The 23,165-nt window shown below is 31.4% G+C and carries 22 protein-coding genes and 1 tRNA gene; 8 read left to right on the top strand and 15 right to left on the bottom strand.

The genetic code is table 11. The annotated features are described in order from the left end of the window. Window positions 1–37: 37 nt before the first annotated feature. Window positions 38–2,107 (bottom strand): hypothetical protein, encoded by a 2,070-nt coding sequence (locus tag WDZ41_04105; GenBank protein MEX0940518.1) that lies wholly within the window; start codon window positions 2,105–2,107, stop codon window positions 38–40. 118 nt (window positions 2,108–2,225) lie between these two features. On the opposite strand from WDZ41_04105, the gene WDZ41_04100 reads away from it, so the two are divergent. Then, window positions 2,226–2,771: a YetF domain-containing protein gene (locus WDZ41_04100; GenBank protein MEX0940517.1), complete on the top strand. Its 546-nt coding sequence runs from the start codon at window positions 2,226–2,228 to the stop codon at window positions 2,769–2,771. A 4-nt stretch (window positions 2,772–2,775) separates the two neighbouring features. Here the strand turns inward: WDZ41_04100 and WDZ41_04095 are convergent, their stop codons facing one another. Both WDZ41_04095 and WDZ41_04090 read right to left on the bottom strand, forming a co-directional pair. Continuing rightward, window positions 2,776–3,390, bottom strand: a complete 615-nt coding sequence (locus WDZ41_04095; protein MEX0940516.1) for a superoxide dismutase — start codon at window positions 3,388–3,390, stop codon at window positions 2,776–2,778. A 64-nt stretch (window positions 3,391–3,454) separates the two neighbouring features. Beyond that, on the bottom strand, window positions 3,455–4,069 hold the full coding sequence (locus WDZ41_04090; GenBank protein MEX0940515.1) for a hypothetical protein: 615 nt from the start codon (window positions 4,067–4,069) through the stop codon (window positions 3,455–3,457). A 283-nt stretch (window positions 4,070–4,352) separates the two neighbouring features. Between WDZ41_04090 and WDZ41_04085 the strand changes: the two genes are divergently transcribed. The 4 genes from WDZ41_04085 to WDZ41_04070 are packed head-to-tail and all read left to right on the top strand — an operon-like array spanning window position 4,353 to window position 9,370. Next, window positions 4,353–5,813, top strand: a complete 1,461-nt coding sequence (locus WDZ41_04085) for an ATP-binding protein (GenBank protein ID MEX0940514.1) — start codon at window positions 4,353–4,355, stop codon at window positions 5,811–5,813. 8 nt (window positions 5,814–5,821) lie between these two features. Then, window positions 5,822–8,878, top strand: coding sequence for a hypothetical protein (locus WDZ41_04080; protein MEX0940513.1), 3,057 nt, complete (start codon window positions 5,822–5,824; stop codon window positions 8,876–8,878). A 10-nt stretch (window positions 8,879–8,888) separates the two neighbouring features. Next, window positions 8,889–9,194 (top strand): hypothetical protein, encoded by a 306-nt coding sequence (locus WDZ41_04075; protein ID MEX0940512.1) that lies wholly within the window; start codon window positions 8,889–8,891, stop codon window positions 9,192–9,194. Window positions 9,195–9,214: 20 nt separating this feature from the next. Next, window positions 9,215–9,370: a hypothetical protein gene (locus WDZ41_04070; protein MEX0940511.1), complete on the top strand. Its 156-nt coding sequence runs from the start codon at window positions 9,215–9,217 to the stop codon at window positions 9,368–9,370. Here WDZ41_04070 and WDZ41_04065 read toward each other — a convergent pair. The 3 genes from WDZ41_04065 to rapZ form a co-directional block, all read right to left on the bottom strand. After that, window positions 9,338–9,919 carry a hypothetical protein gene (locus WDZ41_04065; GenBank protein MEX0940510.1) on the bottom strand — a complete coding sequence of 194 codons (582 nt, stop codon included), beginning with the start codon at window positions 9,917–9,919 and terminating at the stop codon, window positions 9,338–9,340. The two genes, WDZ41_04070 and WDZ41_04065, sit on opposite strands and share 33 nt — an antisense overlap. 90 nt (window positions 9,920–10,009) lie before the next feature. Continuing rightward, window positions 10,010–10,288, bottom strand: coding sequence for a septum formation initiator family protein (locus tag WDZ41_04060; protein ID MEX0940509.1), 279 nt, complete (start codon window positions 10,286–10,288; stop codon window positions 10,010–10,012). Between the two features lie 17 nt (window positions 10,289–10,305). Further along, complete coding sequence (gene rapZ / locus WDZ41_04055; GenBank protein ID MEX0940508.1) at window positions 10,306–11,181, bottom strand: RNase adapter RapZ; 876 nt, start codon at window positions 11,179–11,181, stop codon at window positions 10,306–10,308. A 186-nt stretch (window positions 11,182–11,367) separates the two neighbouring features. On the opposite strand from rapZ, the gene WDZ41_04050 reads away from it, so the two are divergent. The 3 genes from WDZ41_04050 (at window position 11,368) to WDZ41_04040 (ending at window position 15,650) form a co-directional block, all read left to right on the top strand. Continuing rightward, window positions 11,368–12,615: a histone deacetylase gene (locus tag WDZ41_04050; protein ID MEX0940507.1), complete on the top strand. Its 1,248-nt coding sequence runs from the start codon at window positions 11,368–11,370 to the stop codon at window positions 12,613–12,615. Window positions 12,616–12,733: 118 nt separating this feature from the next. After that, window positions 12,734–14,218 carry a S41 family peptidase gene (locus tag WDZ41_04045; GenBank protein MEX0940506.1) on the top strand — a complete coding sequence of 495 codons (1,485 nt, stop codon included), beginning with the start codon at window positions 12,734–12,736 and terminating at the stop codon, window positions 14,216–14,218. Window positions 14,219–14,738: 520 nt separating this feature from the next. Next, on the top strand, window positions 14,739–15,650 hold the full coding sequence (locus tag WDZ41_04040; protein ID MEX0940505.1) for a hypothetical protein: 912 nt from the start codon (window positions 14,739–14,741) through the stop codon (window positions 15,648–15,650). Between the two features lie 45 nt (window positions 15,651–15,695). Here the strand turns inward: WDZ41_04040 and WDZ41_04035 are convergent, their stop codons facing one another. The 9 genes from WDZ41_04035 to WDZ41_03995 all read right to left on the bottom strand — a co-directional run bounded on the left by WDZ41_04035 (window position 15,696) and on the right by WDZ41_03995 (window position 23,160). Then, window positions 15,696–16,985, bottom strand: coding sequence for an ATP-grasp domain-containing protein (locus WDZ41_04035; GenBank protein ID MEX0940504.1), 1,290 nt, complete (start codon window positions 16,983–16,985; stop codon window positions 15,696–15,698). Between the two features lie 26 nt (window positions 16,986–17,011). Beyond that, window positions 17,012–18,847: a glutamine--fructose-6-phosphate transaminase (isomerizing) gene (glmS, locus tag WDZ41_04030; protein MEX0940503.1), complete on the bottom strand. Its 1,836-nt coding sequence runs from the start codon at window positions 18,845–18,847 to the stop codon at window positions 17,012–17,014. Between the two features lie 53 nt (window positions 18,848–18,900). Next, window positions 18,901–19,341 carry a 30S ribosomal protein S9 gene (gene rpsI / locus WDZ41_04025; GenBank protein ID MEX0940502.1) on the bottom strand — a complete coding sequence of 147 codons (441 nt, stop codon included), beginning with the start codon at window positions 19,339–19,341 and terminating at the stop codon, window positions 18,901–18,903. Between the two features lie 95 nt (window positions 19,342–19,436). Beyond that, window positions 19,437–19,512: transfer RNA gene (locus tag WDZ41_04020), tRNA-Thr, on the bottom strand. A gap of 47 nt (window positions 19,513–19,559) precedes the next feature. Next, entirely contained in the window at window positions 19,560–19,940 is a 381-nt protein-coding gene (locus tag WDZ41_04015; protein MEX0940501.1) for a TraR/DksA C4-type zinc finger protein, read from the bottom strand. Beyond that, on the bottom strand, window positions 19,937–20,398 hold the full coding sequence (locus WDZ41_04010; GenBank protein ID MEX0940500.1) for a nucleoside deaminase: 462 nt from the start codon (window positions 20,396–20,398) through the stop codon (window positions 19,937–19,939). Before WDZ41_04010 ends, WDZ41_04015 begins: the two co-directional genes overlap by 4 nt. A 7-nt stretch (window positions 20,399–20,405) precedes the next feature. Further along, the gene (locus WDZ41_04005) at window positions 20,406–21,509 is read right to left on the bottom strand and encodes a metal ABC transporter permease (protein ID MEX0940499.1); all 1,104 of its coding nucleotides are present in this window, start codon (window positions 21,507–21,509) and stop codon (window positions 20,406–20,408) included. A gap of 3 nt (window positions 21,510–21,512) precedes the next feature. Continuing rightward, window positions 21,513–22,400 carry an iron chelate uptake ABC transporter family permease subunit gene (locus WDZ41_04000; GenBank protein MEX0940498.1) on the bottom strand — a complete coding sequence of 296 codons (888 nt, stop codon included), beginning with the start codon at window positions 22,398–22,400 and terminating at the stop codon, window positions 21,513–21,515. Continuing rightward, window positions 22,381–23,160 (bottom strand): ABC transporter ATP-binding protein, encoded by a 780-nt coding sequence (locus WDZ41_03995; protein MEX0940497.1) that lies wholly within the window; start codon window positions 23,158–23,160, stop codon window positions 22,381–22,383. Before WDZ41_03995 ends, WDZ41_04000 begins: the two co-directional genes overlap by 20 nt. Between the last annotated feature and the right edge of the window lie 5 nt (window positions 23,161–23,165).

Here is a 23,165-nt window from a genome sequence, read left to right as displayed (position 1 = left end):
TGATAAGAATACTCTTTTTTACGGTAAAATTAAAGTTTTAGCCGCCAAATTCCGGATGTTGCACTAATAAATCAATACGTTCATCAATTATTTTTTCTATAATATCTCCATGCGCTTTTATATTAAACTCAGCAATACCAGTTAATTGCTTAAATTGTTCTTGTGTATAATTAAAATTAAAAGTACTACAAAAACTATTAATACATTCTTCTGGATTAAACTGCATTAATTTATTTTCTTCAATAACTTTTTTTAGCACTACATCATTTTGTGCATTCTTCATTAAATTATTATCTTTCAAAAAATTGAAATATATAAGTAATGGTGGGCGCACTGCTTTAAATACATCTCCTGCTAATGGATAATTCTCCTGCACGGGTCTATATATTTCAATAGTTTTGCTGCTCAATGTATTATCTTTTGTATAATCCACTCCCCATACTCGCTTTATATCAGCCAATGCTTTGCTTAATTCTTGTGAACCGCCAGTAACATCTCCAGAAGCATCACCTATAATAATTATATCTAGTTTTCTTTCTGGTCTAAAAAGAGGTAATAACGGAATATTATAATCAACACCAGCATCAACAAAAGTTAAATAATCTCGATTTACAAGCCAAGGAAGAGCAATTTCTTTATACCCTTTAAATGGATTGGCTATTTGTGCTGGTGCTACTCGTGATGTTCCGAGTGCTTTTTTGGTTCCAGGAATTTGTATTTTTGTATCGGCAATTATACTCAAAAGTTGCGCAAATACGGTTGCTTGTATTTTTTGTAAATCATCTTTGGCCATGTTCCAAATTTCTTTAAACTTTAACTGTGCTGCTAAAGTGAAAATTTTTGACAATTTAGTAAAACCTTCCTGTGCCCAGGTTAATGGTTTTTTGTACCAATTCGCAACCAGTTTTTTTAAGTCAGTGGTATCTTCATAACCAAATACTATGCGCTTAATATCTTTGAGATTAACGGTATACGCTGAGCCAAAAATACCCATTAAAAAACCAAAACTTTGCTGTGGAGAAAAGTCTATATTTACCCCATTGTCAAACTTTCTGCCAAAAGCATATGATGGCAATACTAAATTATATTCAAGATTACGAATTTCTTCAGGATTAAATTCATACCAGTTATAGCGATAATTCCCATTTGTTTTATGCATCGACACGGCTGTATAAATCGGCCATACATGATTTCCTTCTCGGACCTTCATCCATTGGGCCGATAATCGTTGAGTCAATTGATCATCACCAAAATCTGCTAATAATACATGAGAAAGAGTCGCACCATACAAATCAACTGAATTAATTATCTGATCAAATAAAACTTTTGACCAAATAACTCGTTCAGCAAATTTTTTTACATTAAAGGTGCCGGCATATTTTGTTGCAAACAAATTAAATTGATTTTTACGAATTTTTTCAAGTAACGATTCTTTAAATGCATTTATTGTTACTTTTTTATTTTTCTCAAAATCTTGCATCAACGTCCACGGACCTAAGCACCAAGTGGAACCTGAGAGTGTTGAAATATAAAAAATACTATCAAGTAAACCCATATCTTCAAACGCTTTTAAATATCCTACCGTTAAAACCATTGCACGATAACCACCACCACTAAAAGCACACGCTATGCGCGGAAGTTCTTCTGGGGTTAATTTTAATTTGGTATAATTTTCCAACGCTTTTTGCGCGACAGGAGTTCGTTTTGTTAAATACACTGATTCATGGCTATAAACAGGATCCAGTGAGCCTTGCGATGTTAACTTGACTCCTTTGGATATATAGGCTTTTTGCCCAATATGCTGAAACTCATATTGTTTTTTAAATTTTTCTTTAAAATCTTTCCATTTAAATGAATCCCAAAACTTTTTTAAACCTTTAGTTGCTGCTTCAATACTTTTTTCAAAAAGATCTTTTTCCTTTTTTGGTTCTGTTTTTAAGGCAGCTGCCTCTTGATCGGTTACAATTGCTTCAATATAAACGGGTTCTTCAATCTTTTTATATGTATAACTCACTGGTGCTTCATTAATATTATGTGTCGATTGCGCCATTACATTTGCGTAAAAATAAAAAATATAGAAACACAAAATAAAAAATCTTTTTTTCATACTTTCCCTTTGATTATATTTTTTACAATACTGATTTGATTTATTAATTATCAAGTTTATAACTAAATCTTGTATTATTCTGACTTAAAAAAATATAGTTTTTATAAAAGGAAAAAAAATGAAAGAACATACTTTTGACTTATATCGTATTTTTATAGGCAGTTCATTTTCATTCGTCTTATTAGGTGAAATTCTATTCCGTACTTCATTTATATATCTATATACCGTATTAAATATCCGTTTAATGAATAAACAAAGTATGGGAATGCTTTCTTCATTTGAAATTATTATTATATTTGCCCTTGGTACTGCAGTCGGTGATTCTATGATTTACCCTCACGTGCCACTCATACAAGCAATGCTTGTTATTTCAACTATCGTATTTTTAGAACGTATTCTTGCTCAGATAGCAGAAAAGTTTTACTTCTTTGAAAAATATATCGTTGGTTTTCCAGAATTAATTATTAAAAATGGAAAAATAATACCTAAAATATTAAAAAAACAAAGCTTATCAAAAGATGAATTATTTTCTGCGCTACGCCTTAAAGGAATTAAAGACTTAGGGCAAGTGGAATATGCCTATGTAGAGCCTTCAGGAAATATAAGCGTAATTAAACAAGAAAATGGAAAACAAGAAGAATCTATTACTAATCATTTAAAATAATTTTTTATTTTATAATAGATTGATAATTATCTTCAACTTGATCCCAATTGATTACATGCCACCATGCATTAATATAATCTGGCCGTTTATTTTGATATTTTAAATAATAAGCATGCTCCCAAACATCAAGGCCAAGTATCGGACTAAGATTTTCTGAAATTGGTGAATCTTGATTTGGCGTCGAGGTAACTATTAATTTGCCATCTTGATCAAGACATAACCAAGCCCAACCACTACCAAAAACTGATTTAGCCGTTTCATTAAATTGACTCTGCATACTTTCAAAAGCACCAAATGTTTTAGTAATTTCTTGTGCGATCGATCCTTTTGGTTGACCACCGCCATTTTTTTGCATTAATGGCCAAAAAAAGGAATGATTAAAATCTCCACCCGCATTATTACGAATTGCGGTTCTTACATCTTCTGGTAATTCTTTTAGGTGGGTAAGCAAATAGTCTAAAGACTTATCTTGCAATGATGGATGTTTTTCAATTGCAGCATTTAACTTATCTACATATCCTTGATGGTGCTTTGTATAATGAATTTCCATGGTCATTGCATCAATATATGGTTCTAATGCATCATAAGCATATGGTAATTTTGGTAGGGTAAAACTCATAAAAACTCCCCGAAATTTTGATATTAAATAAATATTTCCATTGGCAGGTACAACTTTTCAAATTCTACATTACTAATACTGTATTATTAATCCTTGATCGATAATATTTTTGAGCAAAATGATTCATTATCGCCTTCTGTAAAGCGCTAATCATAGAATCAGCTTTTTTTCGCCATGCAGAATTATTGCTGCCATGAATATGGAACAATTCTACACATTCATTAAATGCAGCATGAAAACATGCAGGTATATATTTTTGATGTTTTGGCCATTGCTCGATGATAGTAAGGAAATTTTCATAAACAAATTGCTCAAATACCATATTTCTATATCGGCAATAAAACTTATTACCAAGTAAAAAACCAAAAAGTCCACCATATAATGGCATAATATAATCTAAAATTTCTCTAGATGATTCATCGGATTTGTAATATGGATACAAAATATGTTGTAGAAATTTATAACTCGTGAAACTGCTAACACCGGCACCAAACAACGGTGCCAACCATTTATGGTGTTTTAATTTAGTTTGCGCATCTTCCATCGGTTTTATTATCAAAACTTCTTCTATATAATCCCACTCTCGATGAATAAATGCTAACGGTTCGCTGGCATATAAACTGCTTCCAATTAATGTGAAAACAAGAAAAGAAAAAGCGAAATATTTTTCTAAGTACATTGATATCCTTTTTGTAGTTATTGGTATGAGTTGAAGAAAAAGATAAATGTTAAAAGGCTTTCTTGCAAGAAAATTTTCATATTTGATTCTGCGAGTAAATGTATATCGATTTTTTACTCTAAATAAAGCTGATATAATTTTTTTGAAATTTATCAATATGAAAAGACATCTTTTTATTACTAACAAAGTTTAAATTTTGTTTGACAAAGATTATAAAATCAGGAATAAATAGTTGTCATTTGAGAGCAATATAAAAAGGATAATTTTTAAATAAGGGAAAAATATGAAAAAAGCTAACGTTAATATTTGGATATTTTTAATTTTCACTTCTATAACAATGTTAAATGCAATGGAAGTTGAAGATTTATTTCAAGATTTTAATATTGAATCCAAAGCAGCAACTATAAATCAAAAGTCTTTTAAGGAAGCTGCGACACAAACAAACTTTGATAATAGTTATCAAAATAATCAATATAATAACTTAGGCATTTTATCAGAAAGCAACCAAGACCAAACAATTGATCCTGAATTTGAAAAATTAGTAATTGAAAATACACCGAAAGAATTGCGAGAAATAATAGAAGAATATAAAAAAATCTCTAATGAAGAAAAAAATATTCAGATATTTAACTACAATGCAAGAAAATATATTCCACGTAAATTTCTATTAGTTGGTCAACCAGGATGTGGGAAGTCAATATTAGCAAAAGTAATTGCCCAGAATGCTGGTATGCCATACAAATTTATATCTACTGCTGGTATTGCTAATGAGTTTAAGAACTCTGGTATTCAAAACTTAAGTAGACTTTTTCAATATTCTTTAAACACATCTGATAAAATGGCGTTTATTTTTGATGAATTGAGTGGGATGACTGATCGTCATGGTCAAGCTAATGATCCAGAAACCGGAATTATTCAGCATTTTTTATCATTATTAGACCAATGCAAATCAAAAGATAATATTTTGATTATTGCTACTATTAATGATCCTAAAACATTGCCAGAATCTTTAAAAAGTCGATTTTTTAATAATAATTATATTATTTCTATACCATCTATATATATAAAAAAGCAAATAATTAAATATTACTTATTACCTGAGCACAATTTATCTGATATAGAGATTACTCGCTTTGCCAAGAAGGTTAGGCATTTACCCTCACGTGAATTACAAGAGCTTGTAGAAAAGGCTAATTTTTATGCAAATAAAAGAATTAATAATAAAAATCTATCTGATAAAGAAAAAAAGTATTTTATTAGTGATTTAGAAAAAGCTTTAAATAATGCTAAAAATGCAAATTTAATATTCGAAAAATCAACCTCTTCTATAATTAAACAAAATTTAAGTCAACATTGGCCCACTTTGTTACAAATAACTGGAAACTTAGCACTTCAATATTATATGGGCAAGTTAAACTTAATACAGTCAAAAGAAATTGCAACAGATCAATTAGATCATGCAAAATTAATCAATGAACAACAATCAAAGCAACTAGAAAAATTAAGTCAATTAATACAACTGAATAACAACAATAACCAATTAACAGAATTTGTTGATCTAGAACAATTACCTTTTTATAAAAAATATTATTATAAATATTTAGACGAGAAAGTTTGGTATTGTTGGGATAGAGGAAAAGAAGCTGCTTATACATTTTCTCAGGGAGCATTTTTTGCTCTTGGAGGTTATATCGCATATGGATTAAGCAGTAAAATAAACTTACCTTTACCAAAACCAAAATAGAGATATTAATGTTATTTATTTTAATTTTATTAATATTTGCAGGTAATTTAACAGGAATGGATCAATTTAATCAAGAAATGCTGCGATCAGCTTTTTCTCAGGCAACAATGAGATCTTCGCAAGTTAATTCTTCGGTTTTCCAATCAAGTTTACCTAGTAATAATTTAGGCATTACAGTAGATAGACCGGCATCATCGCAAGCATATATGCAAATGAGTAATCCCTCTTCTTCAAATGTTACGATGCAACAGCCTTCCTCTAATATGCATTTCAATATATCAACTCATTTAAGCAACGCTCATCAATCAAAACATCTTGATCTTTCCATGCAAAAACAACTTGATCAACATTTATATCATCAGTTAATTAAAGATCAATATTGGTCAAGGCAAATAGAAAGCAAATTAGAGATAGTTGATAGTCAGATTGCACAAGTTCGTTCTGTATTTCAAGAATCTCAAAATCATTGCATTAAACCATTTCAGCTAGAAAAACAATTTTCTGCGAGCAATTTATCAATTTCTGCAAGTACAGAATTAAACCGAGCTTTTAAGCCAATCAAACAAGAAATGCAAAAAATTTTATTTGACTCTAAAGGCGAATTTAGAGGTATTACTTGCAATACTGATGCTGAAAAAATGCAAAAGTTGATGAATGACTTTGATAAAATTGTAGATGATTGGCATAAAGATCCTTCATCAATAGTAAAAGATTTGAACCAATCACAACCTTACGAGATGGTTAGTGAATTTGAACAACAAATTAGATCTAATCAATTTAATCGAGATATTGCAAAAGTAATCAATTATTGTAAAAAAAAAGATACTGATGTTAATAAAGCAGCTGAAATAGTTTTGCATTATCAAGAAGCATCTAAAAATAAAGAAGGATGGTTTGTTTCAGGAAGAGAATTCAACCATTATAGTAAAATTAGAAACATTTACGATAATCGATTTAGTGCGCGATATGATATTTATGGAATCGACCATAAATATAAAAATGACCCTTTATATGAACAATTCAAAAAAACGCCTATTAATGAGGGTGGCATTTCAAGAGTTAATATAAATAGTAATGAAGCTCTCGGGTATCGCTATGAAGCACATAAACAAGTACTTAATAATTTAGGCATACATAATATTTCACCAAGGTTACAACATAATACTTATAAAATTGTTGATCTTCTTAGCAAACATGAACCATTAGTAATTGCTGAAAAATTAGCGCATGAAATATATCTAGATCAGACAAATAAAAATAAATCCGATACGTATAATTTATTTTATGAAAATGGATTACCGAAAATTTTTAGCTACAATGAAGAAATTAAAAACATTCAGATTCCTTCAACTATTGGTAATCAAATTCATGCACAGGAACGCATATCGTTATTTAAGTTAGCGCGAATGAAAATTGATGATCCTTGTTCAAGACAAGTAGTTAATAGAGGTATCGATTATATAATAAAGGCTTGCGGAGAAGGTGATAATTGGCAAGATTTTAGTAAAATGGCCAAAGCTTGCGCAGATGGCACCTATCAACTTAACACCAATGAAGCATTAATATGTGCAAATTTAGCCATTCAACCACATAATAAGGAATTGGTTCAGATACAACCCAAATTAATTAGATGTGCTGCATCAGTTGCTAATTTATTACAAAATAAAAATCTTTTGCAATCAGAGAAAATTGCAATGCAAACTACCGTTCACAATTTGGATACCCTATGGAATGAAGCAATACGATACAATAATCTAGAAGCCAAAAATCATTTAATAAAAATAACACCTAAACTAGATAAATTGCTGCAGGCTTTACCAAAAAATAATACACAAAAAGAAACTTCCAAAGAAGAAATAACATCATCGAATAATGAATTAATAGAAAAAGAAAACAATAATGATTTTGCATTATTTCCAGATGAGCCAAAAAATACATTAAGAGATATTGTTAAATCGAATCCTGAATTGAACAATCTTTATAAATATTCCGAAGGTTATTTAGTTTCGGCTGATTCAAAATATTTATTAACAGAATGTGGTATTAAAAACACTGAATTTGATCAGTTTTATGGTAATAGTGTACAGCATAAGCTCCATCAAGAATTTATAAACATCATTGATAAAGCAGGTTGGTTATATAAAAAACACTATCAAAAACCCGAAGTGAAGAATCTATCGCAACATATTGTTCAATTTGCTGATGTTGGTCGGGAATATAATCGCGCTGGTGCAATCGCAAAAGCAATAACCATAGCTGATTGTTGTTGGGGATTGCTCGATTGCGGTATTGGCATTGCAGAAGGAGCAGCACAAGGCATTGGCAATACCGCTAACACAATTTTACATCCCATAGAAACTATCAAAAATATGACCGATCTTATCACTGCCGCAGGCAAAGGTCTTGGCAAAGTTATAAATTTTGTTTTTGAGGCTGGCACTGATTTAGATAAATATCAAACCCTCCAACCAAAAGCTCTAGCGCTTTATAATGCACTGCAAGAAAGATTGAAACAAGCAACAGTTAGAGATGTAGCGCGTGAGGTAACTTCTTTTGGTGTTGAAATGTATCTAACCGGTAAACTAACAAAAGTTACTCATAACTTCTTAAGAGATGCAAAAGGCCGTGCTAAAAAAGCTATTAAAGCAATAGAAAACCATGCGCCGCAAAGAATTCCCGTGACCCCTGAAGGCATTCAACTGCCAATTCAAACACAAATTGCTGAAGAAGCGGGCAAGAATTTGTTTGATTTGATGGAAAAAGCCAAAGATAAAATTAAAGGAACTGCTCAAATTCTAAAAATTAGAAATATGTATGAGTTTTTTGAAACTGACTTTGGCAAGTTATTGAAAGGCAAAGTTGAGAAAATAAAAGGAACACAAATGTATCGTATCATTGAAAAAATTAACCACCCTGATCTTAAAAAAGGCGATATATTCTATCTTGATAAGCTACATTTAGATCATATAGAAGTTTTTGATCATAAAAATAGAGCAAAAACCGTTTTAAATTTAAATGGAACGCCAAATAAAAAAATTAATTTAAATAGAAGAATCTCATTTTAAGGATTTTAAAATGAAAAATAATAATTTTTGTTGCGATATTCTAAAAGAATCAGTAAGCGATTTAAGATCACCACTTGGTTATTCTCCAAAAATAAGAGAATTTTTTATCGCTTCCAAAGATAATAAACACATTGTTCAGGCAGTTAATTATTGTCCCTGGTGTGGAGAAAAATTTCCTAAAGACTTACGGGACGAATATTTTGAAATTTTAAAGAGTGAATATAATCTCGAACTTTGTATTTTTGACATAAAAAAAAATAAAAATTTGCCAGAAGAATTTAAAACAGATCAATGGTGGAAAAAAAGAGATTTATAAAATTTGTATAAGAGTAAACTTTGGAAAATCAATTAAAAGAGATTTTAGAATCAGCTAAAATATTAAATGATGAATTTGAATATAAAATTTTTAGCCCAAAAGAATATTTAGAAGAAAAAGAGAATATTGATGATTTTATAATTTTAAAAACGGAAGTAATCAAGAAAAATAAATAAACTCAAACGATAATACTTGTGCACAAAATGATTTTTTATTGCTTGGTGAAGCACATCAATTATAGCATTAGCTTTTTTTTGCCATTCAGGATCTTTACTGCCATGAGTACGAAAAAATTCAAAACAGTCATTCAATACTGGATGGAAACATTCAGGAATATATTTTTTATGCTTAGGCCATTGTTCTACGATTTCAAAGAAACTTTCATAAATTAATTTCTTATATTCTCGATTTTGACATTTGATAAAATATATAAATCCAGGCCAAAAGCAAATATGCCATATTGGCATAATACCGTTATAGTTTTTTACATCTACTATAAACCATGGAGCTATAAGTCCAGTTATACTTAAACCACGAAATAGCCTAAAAAGCCTACTTTGAGAAACTTTATCGTGAGCATCTTGAGCCGGTTTAATAATAAGCATCTTTTCTAAATAATCCCATTCCCTATCAGTATATTCTATTGGTTCATGAGTATACAATGAGCAAGAAAAAATTATCAAAAGAGTAAGGGAATAAAATGCAAAAAATTTATCTATATTCATTAATATCCTTTTTGTTGCATAATCGAATGAATTGACATAAAAGATACCGAGCCTTGCAAGTAATATATTTAGTTTTTATCAATGTCTGTCTTAATGTTTCGATATTATATAAATATTTTCATCGGCACAAGCCATTTGTAATTGTTCGCGCGCAATTTTTTCTTTATAAAATGGGTATTTTTTCCATGCATAAATTAATTGTTCTAAATTAACAATTTCTTCTTGCAATTGTCTAATTTCTTGCTCAACTTGTTTATTTTCTTGCTTTGTACGAAAAAGCACCGGTAATCCATGTGTACCAAAAAAATAAAAAAATAAAATAGTTATCAACTCAAGACTAAAAAAAATATTTCTCATTATTAACTTCATATTATTCTTTATACTAATTAATAATGGTCTCGATCAATATCTCTATGAGTTACAATAAATTTTACTTTATCTATTTCCTGTGCACTGAGTTTATGTATGAAGGCAACTGATCTATGCCGCCCACCGGTACAACCAATGGCAATCGTAATAAAACACCTTCCTTCATGATCAGATTTTTCTATAGTATATCGAAAAAATTCAATTAATTTTTGCCAATATTCTTGTACCACCTGCTGAGCAAATAAATATTCTTGAATGGGTTCTTGTGTGCCATTAAAAGATCGCAGCGCAGGAATAAAATAAGGATTTGGTAATGAACGCACATCATACACAAAATTACAATCATTTGGCATTCCATATTTAAAACCAAAAGACATCAAGTTCACCACTAAATTGCTCTGCGAAGATTCTACAAATAAAGCACGTATCAATTGCCGTAATTGTTGACTAGTTAATTGATCAGTGGCAATTGCTTTATCAGCTATTTCAAGCAAAGGCGCTAGTTTTCCTTTTTCATAATCTATCGCCGCATCGATTTGCATTATTGAACCCAAAGGATGATTGCGACGCGTTTCTTGAAAACGTTTTAATATAACGTGATTATTAGCCGTTAAAAATATAATTTTTATTGAATAATGAGTTAACTCAGCATACTCTTTTAACGCTACAACTAACTCTTCAATAGAATCACCACTGCGAATATCAAGGCCTAATCCAAAACTATGTGCCACAATTTGTGTGTTATCAATTAATTGAAAAAAAGAACGTAATAAAGCACTAGGCAAATTATCAACACAAAAAAATCCAACATCTTCCAAAACACGAAGCACGGTACTTTTGCCAGCTCCCGAGTAACCAGTTACTACCACTATTTCTATTTTTTTTTCATTCATATTATTATTTCGATTAAATGTTTAATTTCAGTTAATCAATAACATATCCATATAATAAAGTTCAAGATATTTGTTAATTACCTATTATAAAATTCCAGTTAGAAAAAATACTTTACCCGATTTGCATAATATTTATTTATGCTAAGATCGAATATATCTTGATATAATTTTATAGAGGAAGTACTAATGAGCAAAGTAAATACATTTAAATCTTTAATTTTTTTAATTATTTTTAGTAGTTTTCAAGCACAATCAGCGGAACCATCAAATCACTTTCAATACGTTAAACAAAAAGCAATACATACTTTTGTTGGGTTTTGGCAAATGATAAATTTCTCTTGGCTTTCTAAAAAAGTAAATGATTCTAAAGATCAACCAAAAAATAAAATACCAATCGTATATCATCCCGATTATAATATAGGTTTTTTTGGCCTTGAGAACATACATCCTTTTGAATCCAAAAAATATGGTAAAGTTTTTAAGCATTTATGCAAACAATTAAAGCTTACTGAAAATCAATTTTATAAACCAGAAATCCCTGTATCTGACGAGGATTTAGCAAAAGTACATACTCCTGAATATTTAGAGTCATTAAATTCTTCATTAACTCTGGCTGAAATTACTGAGATTTCTGTATTAAAATATGTGCCTAATTTTTTACTCAAAAATAGATTACTTTACCCCATGCGGTTGGCAACGCAAGGAACTATTGATGCAGCGCAGTTGGCTTTAAAACATGGATGGGCAATTAATCTTAGTGGTGGCTATCACCATGCTAAAGCAAAATCAGGTGGGGGCTTTTGTGTATATGCTGATATTCCATTAGCAATCAAAAAACTTCGAGAAAAAAATGGAAATTTAACAGTGCTTTATATTGATTTAGATGCCCATCAAGGTAATGGCGTAGAATCGATATTAAAGAAAGATAAGAATATATATTTCATCGATTTTTTTAATGAATTTAATTATCCCTATGAATATAAACTACCCACTCGAATTAGCGCAAAACCTTCTTTAAATGATTTGTATTGCTCAAAACATCTTAAATATGCTTATGATCGCGATGATTTTAAAATGATCATGCATCAAGAATCTCAGAAATCTTGTCCAGATTGTAATAAGAAATATCTATCTAGTTTGAAAAAAATATTGCCTAATGCACTGGAAGAATTTAAAAAAATTCATGGAAAAAATCCAGATATAATCTTTTACAATGCTGGTACGGATTGCTTTGAAGAAGATCCTTTAGGCATGTTAAAATTAAGCAAACAAGGAATTATTGACCGCGATGAATTTGTGTTCAAGCAGGCAAAAAGTAATAATATACCACTTTGCATGACGCTCTCAGGTGGTTATACGCAAAAAAGTGCTTCAATAATCGGTGAATCAATTAAAAATCTTTTTAATAAAAAACTCTTAACGCGCAATTCATAGAAATACGATAAGCTGGCAGGAGCAAAATACTTTTGCCAGCTATTTTCCCGCTCATTATTGTTTTTTTATATTCACTCATATTAGACTACGGTAAATTGCATGAAACAAGGAGTTTAATATGAATAAAAATTTATTATCTGTTATCGGTATCGCAAGCATTTTCTTTCTTCTTTTTCTTCCTCAACAACCCACGGCTGATCAAACACAATCACCAATAAATTTTGATAAAGGAATTTATGAATGGTCAAAAACAATGGCTGAAGCATTTCATTTAGTACATACAAAGCATTATCAGCTTACAGATCCATCTAAACCTATGGTTAATGCCATTGTAGCTTTTACTAAAAGCCTTGACCCGCATTCTGCTTTTCTAGATAAAAAATCGTATGAAGATATTATTCAGTCTACTAAAGGAGAACTTTGTGGAATTGGGATAATAGTGGATAACACCATGGAAACCGATGATGAATTTTTACGTATCATTGATACTATTCCTACTGGGCCCGCAGACAAAGTTAATATCAAAGCAGAAGATAAAATTATTGAAATTGATAATCAACCAGTCAGAGGCATGACACTTGAGGAAGCAATTGGTAAATTAAAAGGCAAATGCAATACTACTGTTAATGTAAAAATTCAGCGCAGCGATACTACTCGTCATCTTGATTTTACTATAACACGCGATATCGTAAAAGAACCCAATGCACTCTGTTATTATCTTAAAGATCATAATGCTTATTACCTTTGCTTGAATATGTTTACCGAAAATTCCATTCGCCAAGTTGAAGAATTACTTAAAAAAATTCAAAATCAACAGTCTAAAGGGCTTATACTTGATTTACGTAATAATTCTGGCGGTTTATTAAATGCCGTTGTTGATATTGCAGGACTTTTTTTAGATAAGGATAGCTTAGTAGTAACTACCAAAGGACGCGATGATAAAGAAATAGATCGCTATGCCACTTCCAAAGAACCTGTTTTGACTAATCGCTCAACACCAATTTTTATTTTAGTAAATAACTATACAGCCTCAGCTGCCGAAATTTTAGCGGGCTGTTTGCAAATCCATGCGGATTCTAATAAAGGAAACTGCCATCCTTTTGTATTCATTGTAGGTGATATAACTTTTGGCAAAGGCTCAGTACAAGAAATTATTCCAGTGAGCAATGATTGTGCCATGAAACTTAGCATAGCGTTGTATTATCTTCCGAATGGTCAATCAATTCAAGGCATAGGGATCATTCCTGATTTTGCTATTGCAGCAAAAATGCCGCCCTCTCAAGAAGCTATGTGGTTTAATAACACTTTTGGACGGGAAAGCGCTCTTAAAAATGCCATCAAATTAGACCAAGAAAATGCTAATCCTATGGCTAAAAATCAACAAAAAGTCAAAAAAGACCCTGAAAAATCATGGTATGAAAAAAAACAAGATATCATTTCTACCGATTATTTAATTTTGAGTACTTTACGTTTATTGGAAATGCTCGATATGGCAAAAAAAGCTTTTCCTGAGAAGGTTAAAACGAGAAAAGAAGCAATAACACTTCTAGAGAGGCTTTATACGCCAAAAGATAGAGTTTATATTGAAGAAATAACTATTTAATATTGCTTAAAAATGGAGGATTTTTTGGCTTTGAGATATGTTGACAAATGCATTATTAGGAGTACTATCACTATTATCAAAAGATAAAAATATTCATTTTATTAATAGGTAATATGAGTAAAAAATTTCGATATCGCATTGCAACTTCAGTGGCATCGGGTCTCGTTTTTTTGTTTGTTTTTGCCCTTGTGTCACAACATCCGCCACAAAGAAAAGAGTGTAGACGTTTGAGTATAGCAGAAATATCTCAAAAATAACCTCCTCTCTTTTTTTAGTTCTCCATGCAAAATCAAAGAAATGAATCACACATTACCCATTCTTTGCTGAGTACAAAAATTATTTTCTATTTGAAAACCCACATCAGTGTTGATATAGATTTTATATCACTTATATGATTCTTTTTTTTAAATTTGATATTTATTATTAAATACTACCGTAAACCCTTTTGACTAAATCATTATTTTTCGTTAATATTATTATCAGATAGAATTTTAATTGAAAATTATAAATGGCGGTTATTATGTCTAAAAAATATGTATTAATTTTCGTAGGAATATTAACCATATCTAATACTATACTTTCAATATCAGAAAATAAACTTTCTGCTTCCAATCTTATAAAAGAAGCTGAAAAACATGCGGAACAAAGAATACCTGGTGAAGGTTATGGTTTATTTAATTCGATTAATCTTGATTTTAGAAAAAGTAAGATGCTTACTCAAGAAGACATTCAAAAAGAAATTCAAAAACGGACAAATAAACAATTAAACAATGACTTTATTGATTTACTTTGTGCTTATCCAGTAATTATAGCAGAAACCTTTGCTCATGAACTGGGTCATTACGGTACATTTAATTTTTTCTTTCCAGGAAGCGCAACTAAAATCGTAATCAACCCTTCAAATCCTTTTGCTGGACAAACTTTTGTGTCTTTAATTACTAAAAATTATTATGACAAAATTAAACTTGCTGCATGTTTTGCTGCAGGACCATTAAGTGGATTAGCGTTTAATACATTTTCTTTTTTTGGTCTTAACTTTTGGAAACAATATAAAAAAGAAAAAAATATGCAAACAGCTTTTGCAAAATTTAAAAAGAAACCATTTAATATGCATTATCATCCAATAATGAAAAGCATATTATTTCATGGAATTCATCAAAGCATATACAATCTAATACCAAATACTGCTTTAACAAATGATGGTTCTCAACTATTAAAATATTTAGATGTTCCTGAATCAAAATTATTAAAAATAGGGCAATACTCAAACACTTATATTGATATAATCACATGTGCAATTATATTTTATGGTTTCATTCGCGTATTAGCATTTACACTTAATTCAGGTCAATTAGCAATGAATTCTTTACTTGAGACAACACAACAGATGAAAAATCCAGAAGAATATACCGATTACCAAGAAGTAGATTGATATTTCAATTATTTTTTTTAACAAACTAAAAAAAATCAGCAATAACTAAATCGATTTAAACTTAAAATCGAGTATTTTTTCAGCAGTATGAAATTTAATCATTAAATCTTCATGATCAAATGCACCAAGATTTATAATGCCATAACGAAAGCTTTTACCATCTTGTAATTCATCTACCGCAGATAATTTTTTACCTTCTTTGGCATAAATTTCAACATGCATATCCGGAAATAAATCTACTAAATATTTTAAATTACTTTTTGAAGGAATTTTTTCTACAAATTGATCTTCAAATAATCGTAACACACAGCTTGCTGCTATATTAAATTGGCCTTCTTTTCTTTTTACTTCTGGTTTTCTGCCTACCGCTAAATCAAGTAAAATACGATAGGTATTTATTCCATCTACTCGTTCAAAAAGATCGGCAAATTGTGAACTAATACGAGGATTAATTTCAATAATATGTATTTGATCCATAGAAGGATTATACACACATTCAACATTAAATAGTGAATTATCAAAATCAATATGCTGCATTAATCTACTTACTAATGCACACATACGGTCTTGCACTGGATGTTCAAGTGAAGATGGATATTCAAATCGTTCAAATGAAATAGTACCAGGATACATTATTGAATCAACAATTCCCAAAATAGTGATTTTGCCCTTATACACAAATCCTTCAACCGTTATTTGGTAACCAGTTAATAACGATTCAGCAATAAGATGAGATCCATCATACTCTGATAAAGTAAGATATTTACTTAAAAAAAAATTAAACGGATGAAGAAATGAAATAGGAAAGCGCGCATTTTTTAAAGAATAGGCAAGCTCATCTACATTGGAAACAATATGTACATTCCGACTAAAAGAAGATTTTACTGGTTTTACCATGCATGGAAATTCTATCGAATTTGTATTTAAATCAAATACATCAGGATTAATTAACATAAAAAAGGGCACCGCTTCTGGTACATGTTCTTTTTGAATCAACCTGGCAGAAAATTTATGTTCCAATGAAAGTACCGTTTGCAATGAGGGCCCTGGTAATTGCAACGCTTCAGTTAATGCAACTTTCAAAATATTGGTAGGATAATCCGCTTTGCTCACAATGCCAGCAATATTTTCTTGTATGCATAAATCACTAAAATCTTTTATGAATCTATGTATTAATGAATCAACTTCTTGTAAAGAATGTTGATTGCATAAATGTTCAAAAAGCTTATTGCTTGTTTGCTCAAAAATAATGGTATAGTTATCTTGAATAAATTTTTTTGCAAGTTCTCGATAATCGCGTAAAGATCCATTTAAAAAAAGAATCTTTTTCTTCAATTATTACTCTTTTTTAATAAATTTTACTACTCAACCGTAACTGATTTTGCTAAATTTCTTGGCTTATCAATAGGACATCCAAGTTCTTTTGCAATTTGATATACCCAAAATTGCATTAAACCAGTCATAGCTAATGGAGCCAATAATGGATTAACACGTGGTATTACAAATGAAAAATCAGCTAAATTTTGCAATTCTTCTTGCCCTTCAAATACAAATGCAATGATATGCGCATCACGTGCTTTTACTTCTTGTGCATTCGATAAAACTTTTTGATAAATATGATCTTCTAAATTAGAAAAAAGCACAACAGGCGTTTCTTTATCAAGTAAAGCAATTGGCCCATGCTTTAGCTCTCCCGCCGGATAACATTGTGAAAAAATATATGATATTTCTTTTAACTTTAATGCTGCTTCCATAGCAAAAGGATAACTAATATGGCGACCAAGAAAGATAAATCGCTTGAATTGCGCATAATAAGGAGCAAGTTTATTTTCGATAATATATTTATATTTCTCAATCGTGCTTTCTAATATTTCTGCCGTTATTAATAGATCATCATATGCTTTATTTACTTGATCTGATGTTATTAAATTTTTTTCTAGTGCAATATAATGGGCTAACCAATACAAAACAACTAATTGAGTACTAAATGCTTTTGTTGATGCTACCGCAATTTCTTGTCCCGCTTTTGTGAGTAAAAAACCATTCGTTTCACGAGCCATCGTACTTGAAGAAACATTCGTTACACTTAAAGTTATTAAATCAAAGCTATTTATTAATCGCAAACATTCTAATGTATCTGCGGTCTCTCCCGATTGGGATATACCAATATAGACACTATTTTCTTCCGGAAAAAATGGTATATAACGGCACTCAGAGGCAAGTAAAACACGTGTAGGAATTTGACATATTTGTTCGAAAAAAAATTGCGCTATTCGGCCCGCATGCCAAGAAGTACCACAACCAATCAAACATAAAGAACGTAAATTTTTTATTTTATCACGCGATATTTGTAACTGATCCCATATTTTTTCTGCACCAAGCGAACGGCAATATGATAAGGTCGCATGAATACTCGATTTTTGCTCATGAATTTCTTTGAGCATATAATGATCGTACCCATTCTTTTCATTGTCACGCCAATCTATATCAACCTGTGTTATTGGCATAGTAATTTTTTGCCCATTAAAGTGATAAATAGATACGGCATCTTTTTCGATCAATGCAATACTTTCATCTGGCAAAAAAATTACTTTATTGGTATATCGCGCAAAAGCAAAAGGGTCAGATCCAATAAATTTCTCGTTTTCACCTACCCCAATACATAAGGGCGATCCCTTTCTAATGGCAATAATAGTATCAGGTATTTGAATATTTATTACCATACAAGCGTATGCACCACTTAATTGCGTAATAATAGTTTGTATATCTTCTAATAAGGTTTCTTGATTAATAGCTTCAAAAAGATGCGCAATAACTTCTGTATCAGTTTGTGAAATAAACTCGTGTCCTGTAGCCATTAATTTTTGTTTGATATGATTATAATTTTCAATAATGCCATTGTGCACTACTGCAATATTTTTTTTACAATCGAATTGTGGGTGAGCGTTTGAATCAGATATAGCTCCATGCGTAGCCCAACGCGTATGCCCTATGCCAACCAGACCATCTATTGATTCCTCTTCAAGCTTATGAATAAGATTAGCCAATTGACCAGTTGCTTTAAGACAGGAAATTTTTTGATTATTTAAACAAGCAAAACCTGCAGAATCATATCCTCGATATTCCAAACGCTGCAGGCCCTCAATAACTATAGCTCTACTACTTTGTTTCCCAATGTAACCAACTACTCCACACATGGGATACTTCAATCCTTTTTACATAAATGTTTCAAACAAAACTACTCGATGGATTAACGCTTCACAAATTGGAATTTACGACGCGCACCACGTTGTCCATATTTTTTTCGTTCTTTTTGACGAGAATCAACCGTAAGCAAATCATGCTCACGTAAAGTAGGCCGCATTCCTTCATGAATTGAAAGCAATGCGCGAGCTACACCAAGCTTTACTGCGCCAGCTTGCCCTTTAAGGCCACCACCTCGTACTAATACTTCAACATCATAGCTTGCTGCTGCAGGTATCACTTGGAATGCACGAGCGGCTTCTAAGCGAGCTACTTCGGTATCAAAATAATCAGTATACTTTTTTCCATTTACTACAATGCTACCAGATCCCTGACGTAACCAAATACGAGCAGTTGCTGTTTTTCTTCGGCCAACGCTATGCGCCAAAGGAAGCCTCTTCTCACTTTTTGCTTTTGTTGTCTTTTTTACTGTTTTTTCAGTTTTCATGTATCCAACCTGCCTTAAATAACTAAAAAATATCATGTATGCGTTCTAATTTCACTCAGTATAGCATAATTACTTAAAAGAGCCAAATAATCTTATGGAGCCGATGATCGGATTTGAACCGACGGCCTATTGATTACGAATCAATTGCTCTACCAGCTGAGCTACATCGGCTCGTAGCACTTATTATACTGTTTTTTTGATTCTATGAAAATAAGCTTTTATAAAACTTCGTGCCGTCTTTCTTCTAAAATTTCCTGACAAACAAGGCATCGAGTCGCATTAGGATATAATTTTAATCGTTTTTCAGAAATTGGCTGATCACAATCTATACAGATACCATAAGTACCTTGCTCTATCATTTTTAATGCTTGTCTGATTCGATTATATTCATCAAGTTCAGTATCCTGTAAAGAAATTTTAAGTGTCTCTAAAGATAAGGATTGCGCTTGATCGCCAGGATCTTGTACCGTATCAGGTTGCTCCTGTTTTTGGTAGAGATCTGCTAATTGCTGTTCCAGCTCACTTTTTCGTTCCAGCAATTTTCTTTTTATCGATTCAATCTGCTTATTATGATCACCATTTTTTTTTACTTCAGTCACTCTATTTTCCTTTTTTGTTTAAAAAATTGTTTTAAAATATCAGCCGCTTCTTGCGCTAATATTCCTTCTTTGATTTCAATGTCTTTATTGTATAGCGAAATCTGCCCTTCCTTGTCAAGCTGGTATCCAAAAAGCTTCGACTTTGTTCCAAAAACTACTCCTTGCAGCCTGCTTAATCGAATAAGCCCCATACACATCATACATGGCTCCAGCGTAACATAAAGCCAACAACCATCTAAACGCCAATCGCCTCTTTTTTTGCAAGCTTGTGCAATTGCATTGACCTCGGCATGTGCAAGTTGTTGATGTTTTTTTTCTACTTGATTGTAACCACGACCAATAATTTTTCCTTCAATATCAACGACTATTGCGCCGACAGGCACCTCATCTTCTTTAAATGCTTTTTGCGCTTGAATAAGCGCTTGGTTCATAAAATAATAATCTTTTGTTTCGAGCATACTATTTTCAATTTCTTCTTTTTAATGTTAATAATATTGCACGACTATAATCAATTCCTCTATCAGTCAAATATAAAAAATTATTTTTCTGTTTTATTAAATGCATATGCTTCATTTCATCTAATAATTTTTTTACAAATTCAATTGACCAATTATAAATTTCACATAATTGCTGCATAGATGTTTTTTTGTTTTTTAATAAATATATACCAATTAAATCTTTAGCTATCATAAAACGTTTTTTACGATGATTTAGCAAAGAAGATATTACTCCCTTTTCCGGTGCAAACAATAAGGCAATTAAAAAAATAATTCCGGTAATTGTCGCAATCGCACCAGCAATGGAAACATCAATCAAGTAAGCAAAGCCATAACCAATTATCGCACTCATTATTGCAAAAATTATACTGAGGTAAATCATATGCGATAAACAATTAGTTAATAAATAAGCAGTTGCTGCCGGTGTAATCATTAATGCCACCACCACAATCGAGCCAACCACATCAAAAGCTCCTACCGTTGTTATACTCGTCATAGTCATTAATAAATAATAAACCAATGTAGGAGAAAATCCTAAAACATATGCAAAATCAGGATCAAAAGTAGTTATCGATAATTCTTTGTAAAAACAAATAAGAAAACTTAGATTTATTAATAAAATTATTCCCAAAAGCCATATCGCATATGGTCCCAAATCAATATCATTAATTACTAATTTATTAAATGGTGCAAAAGCTATTTCTCCTAATAGAATCATGTCAGTATCCAGATGAACATTGCGCGCATACCTACTTACTAAAATTACCCCTACTGAAAAAAAAAGAGGGAAAACAATGCCAATTGCAGCATCTTTTTTAAGACAACGAATGCTAATTAACATTTCTATACAAGCTACCGTTAATACACCGGCACCACAGGCGCCAATGATTAATAATGGTGATTCTAATTTTTGCACTATTAAGAACATAACTACAATACCCAATAAAATTGCATGACTAATAGCATCACTCATAAGCGCCACACCACGCAATATCAAAAATATTCCAGGAATCACTGAAACAATAGAAACCAGGCAAGCAATAATAATGATTTGAATTTGTATTATATCCATACTTTATAAATTTTTTTGCAATAATATGTAACGACGAATATAAGGAACCTGCCACAATAATCCTCGATGAGGCGCACATATAATTGAAACAAGCACTATACTGCTTATAACCACTACAATGGCCGGACCAGTTGGCGTATGCTCAATAATACTACTTAATAAAGCACCCATCATTCCTGAAAAGGCTCCAAATAATGCAGCAAGTACAACCATTGTCCGTAAAACTGTTGTCCATTGGCGCGCAGCAGCTGCTGGCGCTACAAATAATGTACTCATCAAAATAACACCTACTGTTTGTAACCCTATTACAATGCTACATACCAATAAAATGGTAAGTATTAAATCTATGAGCCATACTGGATATCCAAGGGCACGAGTATATTCTTGATCAAAAGCAAGCATAGAAAATTCTTTCCAAAAAAAAATGACTGCACTCATAAGCATGGCAGCAATAAAAGCCATAACTACAATTTCTTCTCGCAGTAAAGTAGAAGCGTTGCCAAACAAAAATTTATTTAAAATAGCTTGATTGGCAAATGAATATTTTTGAATAAGCGTTAGTAATACTAGCCCTAATCCAAAAAAAACTGATAATACCAATCCTAATGCAGTATCCTTTTTTAATGATGTTCGATTTGTAATAAAAAGCACTAAAAGCGTACCGATCCCGCCCGTTATAGCGCCACCTGCTAAAAGAACTACAGGATTTTTACTTTGAGTACATAAAAAACTTAATGCTATCCCGGGTAAAGCAGCATGAGAAATTGCATCAGCTAATAAACTTTGTTTACGTAAAAAAGCAAAACATCCCAACACACCAGCAGTAATACCAACTAATCCGGTACCCATTAATACGGTTATTAAAGTATAATCAAATATCAAATTGCTCATTAGTTTCCTTATGTACCTGCAACGTACTAAATAAATTACGATCTCCATAAACAGAACACATATATTCCGGTTTTAATACTTCTGCAAGCGGGCCGTAAGCTACACAAGTAGTATTTAAAAGCAATAACCAATCAAAATATTCTGCTAAAGTTTGCAAATCATGATGCACTACAATTACTGTTTTGCCTTGAGCACATAATCCCTTTAATAAAGAAACAATCATTTTTTCAGTAGCAATATCTACTCCATTAAATGGTTCATCAAGAAGATAAATTGAAGCTTCTTGAGTTAGTGCACGCGCTAAAAATACCCGTTGTTGTTGGCCGCCCGACAACTGTCCAATTGGCCGATATGCATAATCAATTAATCCAACGCGCTCCAGCGCATGCCAAGCAATTGCTCGATCATTTTGACTCGGTCTTTTAATCCATCCAATATGCGCATATCTCCCCATAAGAACTACATCAAAAACATTAATAGGGAAATCCCAGTCAACCAATGTCCGCTGAGGAACATACGCTAATGCATGTCGAGGTGATTCTGAAACATCAATTTTTATTTTCCCACTAATCGATTTAACAAGCCCAAGAATCGCTTTAATAAAGGTAGTTTTACCTGCGCCATTAGGACCAATAATACCAAGTAATGTTCCTTTTTTTATTGCAACCGATATATCCCATAATACTGGCTGCGCGCTATAAGCTACAGTTAAATGTTCTACTATAATTGCATATTGTTGCAAAGATATTGCTTGAATCATGAAAA

Source organism: Candidatus Babeliales bacterium (genome assembly GCA_040879965.1).
In the GTDB taxonomy this organism is placed as follows: domain Bacteria; phylum Babelota; class Babeliae; order Babelales; family JACPOV01; genus JBBDJI01.
This window is presented reverse-complemented; position numbering and strand designations above follow the sequence as displayed.

What these genes read in the sequence shown, in the direction of transcription:
- WDZ41_04060 (MEX0940509.1), bottom strand. Translation starts at nt 10,288, where the DNA reads ATGAAGTTAATAATGAGAAATATTTTTTTTAGTCTTGAGTTGATAACT.
- WDZ41_04080 (MEX0940513.1), top strand. Translation starts at nt 5,822, where the DNA reads ATGTTATTTATTTTAATTTTATTAATATTTGCAGGTAATTTAACAGGA.
- WDZ41_04005 (MEX0940499.1), bottom strand. Translation starts at nt 21,509, where the DNA reads ATGGATATAATACAAATTCAAATCATTATTATTGCTTGCCTGGTTTCT.
- WDZ41_04010 (MEX0940500.1), bottom strand. Translation starts at nt 20,398, where the DNA reads ATGCTCGAAACAAAAGATTATTATTTTATGAACCAAGCGCTTATTCAA.
- rpsI (MEX0940502.1), bottom strand. Translation starts at nt 19,341, where the DNA reads ATGAAAACTGAAAAAACAGTAAAAAAGACAACAAAAGCAAAAAGTGAG.
- WDZ41_04065 (MEX0940510.1), bottom strand. Translation starts at nt 9,919, where the DNA reads ATGAATATAGATAAATTTTTTGCATTTTATTCCCTTACTCTTTTGATA.
- WDZ41_03995 (MEX0940497.1), bottom strand. Translation starts at nt 23,160, where the DNA reads ATGATTCAAGCAATATCTTTGCAACAATATGCAATTATAGTAGAACAT.
- WDZ41_04040 (MEX0940505.1), top strand. Translation starts at nt 14,739, where the DNA reads ATGTCTAAAAAATATGTATTAATTTTCGTAGGAATATTAACCATATCT.
- WDZ41_04000 (MEX0940498.1), bottom strand. Translation starts at nt 22,400, where the DNA reads ATGAGCAATTTGATATTTGATTATACTTTAATAACCGTATTAATGGGT.
- WDZ41_04100 (MEX0940517.1), top strand. Translation starts at nt 2,226, where the DNA reads ATGAAAGAACATACTTTTGACTTATATCGTATTTTTATAGGCAGTTCA.
- rapZ (MEX0940508.1), bottom strand. Translation starts at nt 11,181, where the DNA reads ATGAATGAAAAAAAAATAGAAATAGTGGTAGTAACTGGTTACTCGGGA.
- WDZ41_04045 (MEX0940506.1), top strand. Translation starts at nt 12,734, where the DNA reads ATGAATAAAAATTTATTATCTGTTATCGGTATCGCAAGCATTTTCTTT.
- WDZ41_04050 (MEX0940507.1), top strand. Translation starts at nt 11,368, where the DNA reads ATGAGCAAAGTAAATACATTTAAATCTTTAATTTTTTTAATTATTTTT.
- WDZ41_04090 (MEX0940515.1), bottom strand. Translation starts at nt 4,069, where the DNA reads ATGTACTTAGAAAAATATTTCGCTTTTTCTTTTCTTGTTTTCACATTA.
- WDZ41_04095 (MEX0940516.1), bottom strand. Translation starts at nt 3,390, where the DNA reads ATGAGTTTTACCCTACCAAAATTACCATATGCTTATGATGCATTAGAA.
- glmS (MEX0940503.1), bottom strand. Translation starts at nt 18,847, where the DNA reads ATGTGTGGAGTAGTTGGTTACATTGGGAAACAAAGTAGTAGAGCTATA.
- WDZ41_04105 (MEX0940518.1), bottom strand. Translation starts at nt 2,107, where the DNA reads ATGAAAAAAAGATTTTTTATTTTGTGTTTCTATATTTTTTATTTTTAC.
- WDZ41_04075 (MEX0940512.1), top strand. Translation starts at nt 8,889, where the DNA reads ATGAAAAATAATAATTTTTGTTGCGATATTCTAAAAGAATCAGTAAGC.
- WDZ41_04085 (MEX0940514.1), top strand. Translation starts at nt 4,353, where the DNA reads ATGAAAAAAGCTAACGTTAATATTTGGATATTTTTAATTTTCACTTCT.